Origin of the sequence: Streptococcus sp. 2018110 (assembly GCF_019754115.1) — a bacterium.
Lineage (GTDB): Bacteria > Bacillota > Bacilli > Lactobacillales > Streptococcaceae > Streptococcus > Streptococcus hashimotonensis.
The window spans coordinates 99,777-106,371 of the sequence record NZ_JAIJZO010000006.1 but is presented as its reverse complement, the minus strand read 5'-3'; the positions used below and the strand labels follow the sequence as shown (position 1 = coordinate 106,371).

At 41.4% G+C, this 6,595-nt stretch carries 4 protein-coding genes; all 4 read left to right on the top strand.

Annotated elements, in window-relative coordinates; genetic code table 11:
* A partial coding sequence (locus tag K5Q34_RS05615; RefSeq protein ID WP_367303171.1) for a transposase occupies positions 1–171 on the top strand: 171 nt, incomplete at its 5' end.
* A gap of 83 nt (positions 172–254) precedes the next feature.
* On the top strand, positions 255–3,887 hold the full coding sequence (locus K5Q34_RS05610) for a DUF2971 domain-containing protein (protein WP_221864647.1): 3,633 nt from the start codon (positions 255–257) through the stop codon (positions 3,885–3,887).
* A 194-nt stretch (positions 3,888–4,081) separates the two neighbouring features.
* Entirely contained in the window at positions 4,082–4,858 is a 777-nt protein-coding gene (rpsB, locus tag K5Q34_RS05605; protein WP_029752673.1) for a 30S ribosomal protein S2, read from the top strand.
* A gap of 267 nt (positions 4,859–5,125) precedes the next feature.
* Positions 5,126–6,166 (top strand): translation elongation factor Ts, encoded by a 1,041-nt coding sequence (tsf, locus tag K5Q34_RS05600; protein ID WP_024407282.1) that lies wholly within the window; start codon positions 5,126–5,128, stop codon positions 6,164–6,166.
* Positions 6,167–6,595: the final 429 nt, after the last annotated feature.

The following is a 6,595-nucleotide window of genomic DNA, read 5'->3' as shown; positions in this document are numbered from 1 at the left end:
TGGGAGAGAGGTTCAAATGAAAATCATAATCGATTAATTCGGAGATGGTTACCTAAAGGAACCAAGAAAACGACTCCGAAAGAAGTCGCTTTTATCGAAAATTGGATTAACAACTACCCTAAAAAATGCTTGGACTACAAGTCGCCAAGTGAATTTCTTTTGGGTGGCTAACTTCAACTTGAAATTTGGGTCCTAATAGAAATCAGGAAAAATTTATGCTATATTGATAGTAGAAAAATGAAAGAGATGTTCCTATGTCTAAAACAAAAAATCATATTGAAAAGATGGAACCCCTTCTGGCTGACTTGAGGGCTAGAGAATTAGAAGAGAAACAGCCTATACTGGAAGACTTATACAAACTGTACCAAGAACAGCCAGATGAGACAACTGCTCTGATTTATGCTAAAGGCTTGCTTAATTTAACAGCCTTTCAGGAATTATCCGATTGTGAAACAAGTGTAAATCGCCTATCTGAGTTATCTAGTCGTTTCCCTGATGAATCAGCTATCGCAATGGAATATGCCCAAGGTTTGGTAAACTTGACAGTCAAGCAGGGCTTAGAGGGTTGTGAACAAACGGTAAAAGAACTGGCTAACTTGCCTAGTCGTTTTCCTGATGACTCTGATATTGCACTGGTATACGCCCAAGGTTTGGTGAACCTGAGTGCTAAACAAGATTTATTGGGTCATGAGCAAACAGTTGGAGAATTGTGGCATCTTTCTACATGCTTTTCAGAATATCCGTTCATTGCCTTGGAATATGCTAAAGGTTTAGTAAACTTGACAGTGGAGCAGGACTTAGAGGGTTGTGAACAAACGGTAAAAGAACTGGCTACCTTGTTTAGCCGCTTTTCCGAGGATTCCTCTATTGCTCTGGCATATGCCAAAGGTTTGGTGAACCTGAGTGCTAAACAAGATTTATTGGGTCGTGAGCAAACAGTTGGAGAATTGTGGCATCTTTCTATACGCTTTTCCGAAGATCTGTTCATTGCCTTGGAATATGCTAAAGGCTTAGTAAACTTGACAGTCAAGCAGGACTTAGAGGGTTGTGAACAAACGGTAAAAGAACTGGCTACCTTGTTTAGCCGCTTTTCCGAGGATTCCTCTATTGCTCTGGCATATGCCAAAGGTTTGGTGAACCTGAGTGCTAAACAAGATTTATTGGGTCGTGAGCAAACAGTTGGAGAATTGTGGCATCTTTCCACACGCTTTTCCGAAGATCCGTTCATTGCCTTGGAATATGCCAAAGGTTTGTTTAACTTGACAGTTAAGCAGGACTTAGAGGGGTGTGAACAAACGGTAAAAGAACTGGCTAACTTGTCTAGTCGTTTTCCTGATGACTCAGATATTGCACTGGTATATGCCCAAGGTTTGGTGAACCTGAGTGCTAAACAAGATTTATTGGGTCGTGAGCAAACAGTTGGAGAATTGTGGCATCTTTCTACATGCTTTTCAGAAAATCCGTTCATTGCCTTGGAATATGCCCAAGGTTTGTTTAACTTGACAGTTAAGCAGGACTTAGAGGGTTGTGAACAAACGGTAAAAGAACTGGCTACCTTGTTTAGCCGCTTTTCCGAGGATTCCTCTACTGCTCTGGCATATGCCCAAGGTTTGGTGAACCTGAGTGCTGAACAAGATTTATTGGGTCGTGAGCAAACAGTTGGAGAATTGTGGCATCTTTCCACACGCTTTTCAGAAGATCCGTTCATTGCCTTGGAATATGCCCAAGGTTTGTTTAACTTGACAGTTAAGCAGGACTTAGAGGGTTGTGAACAAACGGTAAAAGAACTGGCTACCTTGTCTAGTCGTTTTCCTGATGACTCAGATATTGCACTGGAATATGCCCAAGGTTTGGTGAACCTGAGTGCTGAACAAGATTTATTGGGTCGTGAACACACAGTAAAAGAACTGGCTACCTTGTCTAGTCGTTTTCCTGATGACTCAGATATTGCACTGGTATATGCCCAAGGTTTGGTGAACCTGAGTGCTAAACAAGATTTATTGGGTCGTGAGCAAACAGTTGGAGAATTGTGGCATCTTTCTATACGCTTTTCCGAAGATCCGTTCATTACTTTGGAATATGCCCAAGGTTTGTTTAACTTGACAGTTAAGCAGGACTTAGAGGGTTGTGAACAAACGGTAAAAGAACTGGCTACCTTGCTTAGCCGCTTTTCCGAGGATTCCTCTACTGCTCTGGCATATGCCCAAGGTTTGGTGAACCTGAGTGCTAAACAAGATTTATTGGGTCGTGAGCAAACAGTTGGAGAATTGTGGCATCTTTCTATACGCTTTTCCGAAGATCCGTTCATTGCCTTGGAATATGCCAAAGGTTTAGTAAACTTGACAGTCAAGCAGGACTTAGAGGGTTGTGAACAAACGGTAAAAGAACTGGCTACCTTGTCTAGCCGCTTTCCAGAGGACTCATCTATCGCTCTGGTATATGCTCAAGGTTTGGTAAATTTGAGCGTTGAAAAAGAGCTAGGAGAACAGAGAGAGATTTCTGATAAACTTGAAGAAATACTTAAACAGTTTCCAAAGTCTATTGGAATTGCGGAGCAAACAGCTAGGCTTCAGTTGATCATCGGTGGTAAGGAAGAGGGAAAAGAAGTGGCAAAAGTAGCCTTCGCCCAAGCCCTTTCATACATGAATGATCGGTTCCCAAAGAAACATCATTCGCTGCTGGAACGTTTTTTAATGTTCTTCTCACAGGGTAATGAGGAAAAACTCTGTTTATTGATCGAAACCTTGTTAGAGTCCGAATTTATCGATCTTTTGAATGGAATTGAAGCCACTGCAATTATTAAAGCAACCGATTGCTATTTTTATACTTCAGAAAATTGGGCAAATGTCCGAGAATTTTTATCAGTCTGCAAAGAGCAGCTTAGTGAGAGCAAGTATGCTTACTGGCTAGATATGCTTCATAAGGCTAAAGACAAGGACATTGACCATTTGTTTAAGGCGACCAAAGCCTGCAAGACCATTCTTCATCTTCTCCGTGTCAACCAAAAAGACCTTACTCATCTGAGTCACTATACTGCTCTTGAAACCCTTCCAAAGATTTTGTTGGGTGAAAAAGATGATGATGGAAGAATGATTAGAAAGAATGGCAAGGTTGAGATGGCAGGTCGTTACCGCTTCTACAATGCCAACTATATGAACGACCCTGAAGAGGGCAAGTTGTTGCATAAATGGTTAGAGGCAGAGGAAGAGAACGTTGATCAAGTGAGTCCTTTTTATCTGATGAGCCTGACGACAGAATCTGATCACTTGCCCATGTGGGTTCAGTATGGTAGAGACGGAAAAGGGATTTGTGTAACCTTACATGATGACCTGTTTGAAGTAAAAAATAGCCTAGCAGAACACGAGCTGATTGCTAGGGCAACCGATTTGAAGTTGCAAGAATATGAAGAGGAAGCAGATAGTCAGGATGAACAAAAAACTTCGTCTTCCAAAGAGGCAGAGCGCTTTGCTCCCTATCGAATCTGTTATATGTCTGACACGAATTTGTATGGTAATTTATTTAAACCAGATGAACTCGAAAAAATCGAAAAAGAGTTGGCGAATTTAAAAGATATTTTCGCAGCTTCATCTCAAAAGAAAGAGATTTATCAGATAATGGAGGAAATCCGTTTTCTCTTTAAATCAGCAGATTATGTGACTGAAAACGAAGTTCGTCTATTAAAGTATGCCGACCTAAAAAGTGACAAGATATTGCTGGATGAGACTGGAGATGGAGTTCCGCGACTCTATGTCGAGCAGGGTGGACATGTCAAAATCAAGAAAATCACCTTTGGACCAAAGGTCTACAACGAGTCCAAGATTGTGCCCTACATTAAGTTTTGTGACCCAGAAATTGAAATCGGAGTGTCTGGAATCCACTTCAGATAGTTCTTGTCGGATGTCTGAGGTGGGCAGATGATAAAAGTAAATATTTCACTTGAAAATTGTTAGTTTTTTTGGTATCATAATAGAGTTGCTGTGCAACAAATACTCATCTCGGACCAATTGTGGTCTTGTTGCCGAAAGGTTGGGCTGCAAGTCGAAGTTCGGGAGAGGAGAAAAAACAAAAAGGAGAAATACTCATGGCAGTAATTTCAATGAAACAACTTCTTGAGGCTGGTGTACACTTCGGTCACCAAACTCGTCGCTGGAATCCTAAGATGGCTAAATACATCTTCACAGAGCGTAACGGTATCCACGTTATCGACTTGCAACAAACTGTAAAATTGGCTGACCAAGCTTACGAATTCATCCGTGACGCTGCAGCAAACGACGCAGTTATCTTGTTCGTAGGTACTAAAAAACAAGCTGCTGAAGCTGTAAAAGACGAAGCTATCCGTGCTGGTCAATATTACATCAACCACCGTTGGTTGGGTGGAACTCTTACAAACTGGGGTACAATCCAAAAACGTATCGCTCGTTTGAAAGAAATCAACCGCATGGAAGAAGATGGAACTTTCGAAGTGCTTCCTAAGAAAGAAGTAGCATTGTTGAACAAACAACGTGCACGTCTTGAAAAATTCTTGGGCGGTATCGCTGACATGCCACGTATTCCAGATGTAATGTTCGTAGTTGACCCACACAAAGAGCAAATCGCTGTTAAAGAAGCTAAAAAATTGGGTATCCCAGTTGTAGCGATGGTTGACACAAACACAGATCCAGATGATATCGATGTTATCATCCCAGCTAACGATGACGCTATCCGCGCTGTTAAATTGATCACAGCTAAAATGGCTGACGCTATCATCGAAGGTAACCAAGGTGAAGACAGCGTAGCAGCAGTTGAAGCTGAATTGGCAGCTGAGCCAGCATCTACAGAATCAATTGAAGAATTGGTTGAAGTTGTAGAAGGAAAATAAGTAACGAAGGCGTTTAGAAATCTGTATGAAAGTAGGAAACTGACGCAGTATGCTTGCATACAAGGAAGTTTATCTTTTTCACTAAGATTTTAGCCTGAGTACAATTGAATAAGTAACGAAGGCGTTAAGAAAAGCGTTAGATTTATCTAAATTCTAGCTTTTTAGTCCGAGTACATTCTACATCATTTATCAAACACAAAAACAATCCTAGAGGGGCAGGGCTGAGCCCGCTCCTCTATTTTATAAATACAAACAAGGAGAATAGACATGGCAGAAATTACAGCAGCTCTCGTTAAAGAATTGCGTGAAAAATCAGGTGCTGGCGTTATGGACGCTAAAAAAGCATTGGTTGAAGTAGAAGGCGATATCGAAAAAGCAATTGAATTGCTTCGTGAAAAAGGTATGGCTAAGGCAGCTAAGAAAGCTGACCGTGTAGCAGCTGAAGGTTTGACAGGTGTTTACGTTGACGGTAACGTAGCCGCAGTTGTTGAAGTGAACGCTGAAACAGACTTCGTTGCGAAAAATGCTCAATTCGTTGAATTGGTAAACACTACTGCTAAAGTAATTGCAGAAGGCAAACCAGCTGACAACGAAGCAGCTCTTAAATTGACTATGCCTTCAGGTGAAACCCTTGAAGAAGCATACGTAAACGCAACTGCAACAATCGGTGAGAAAATCTCATTCCGTCGCTTTGCTTTGGTTGAAAAAACAGATGCTCAAGCATTCGGTGCATACCAACACAACGGCGGCCGTATCGGTGTTATCTCAGTTGTTGAAGGTGGCGACGAAACTCTTGCAAAACAAATCTCAATGCACATCGCTGCGATGAAACCAACTGTTCTTTCTTACACTGAATTGGATGAGCAATTCGTTAAAGATGAGTTGGCACAAATCAACCACAAGATCGAACAAGACAACGAAAGCCGTGCAATGGTTGACAAACCAGCGTTGCCATTGTTGAAATACGGTTCAAAAGCTCAATTGACTGACGAAGTGATTGCAGCAGCTGAAGAAGCTATTAAAGCTGAATTAGCAGCAGAAGGCAAACCAGAAAAAATCTGGGACAAAATCATCCCAGGTAAAATGGATCGCTTCTTGCTTGACAACACTCAAGTTGACCAAGCTTACACACTTCTTGCACAAGTTTACATCATGGACGACAGCAAAACAGTTGAAGCTTACTTGAACTCAGTGAACGCTTCAGTTGTAGAATTTGCTCGTTTCGAAGTGGGTGAAGGTATCGAGAAAGCTTCAAACGACTTTGAAGCAGAAGTTGCAGCTACGATGGCAGCAGCTCTTGGTAAATAATTGGTAGTCTTCATTTTATCTTTTATTACTTCGTTAACTCGCCTTGCCGTACTTCAGTACAGCCTGCAGCTCGTTGCCTAGTACTAAAAGCAAACTGAAAGACTACTCGACAACTCAAGAACTTCCGAAAGGGAGTTCTTTTTATATTGAGGGTATTACTTCACGAATATGACTTGCTTCGCAAGTTCGATTTCCGATCTTGTACATGTACAAGATGTACGGCTCTTTTGAGGCGAATTTGGTTCGCACTATCTCCAGCCTTCAAAGGTTCCCCAAACCTTTGAAGCGAGTACTAAAAGCAAACTGAAAGACTACTTGATAATTCAAGAACTTCCGAAAGGGAGTTCTTTTTGTAAAATCGGTCTTAGGGCGGATGTCGGCTATGTTTGATTCGGTTATACTAGTATCAATCCTAAATATTTTTCATAA

What these genes read in the sequence shown, in the direction of transcription:
- K5Q34_RS05610 (WP_221864647.1), top strand. Translation starts at nt 255, where the DNA reads ATGTCTAAAACAAAAAATCATATTGAAAAGATGGAACCCCTTCTGGCT.
- rpsB (WP_029752673.1), top strand. Translation starts at nt 4,082, where the DNA reads ATGGCAGTAATTTCAATGAAACAACTTCTTGAGGCTGGTGTACACTTC.
- tsf (WP_024407282.1), top strand. Translation starts at nt 5,126, where the DNA reads ATGGCAGAAATTACAGCAGCTCTCGTTAAAGAATTGCGTGAAAAATCA.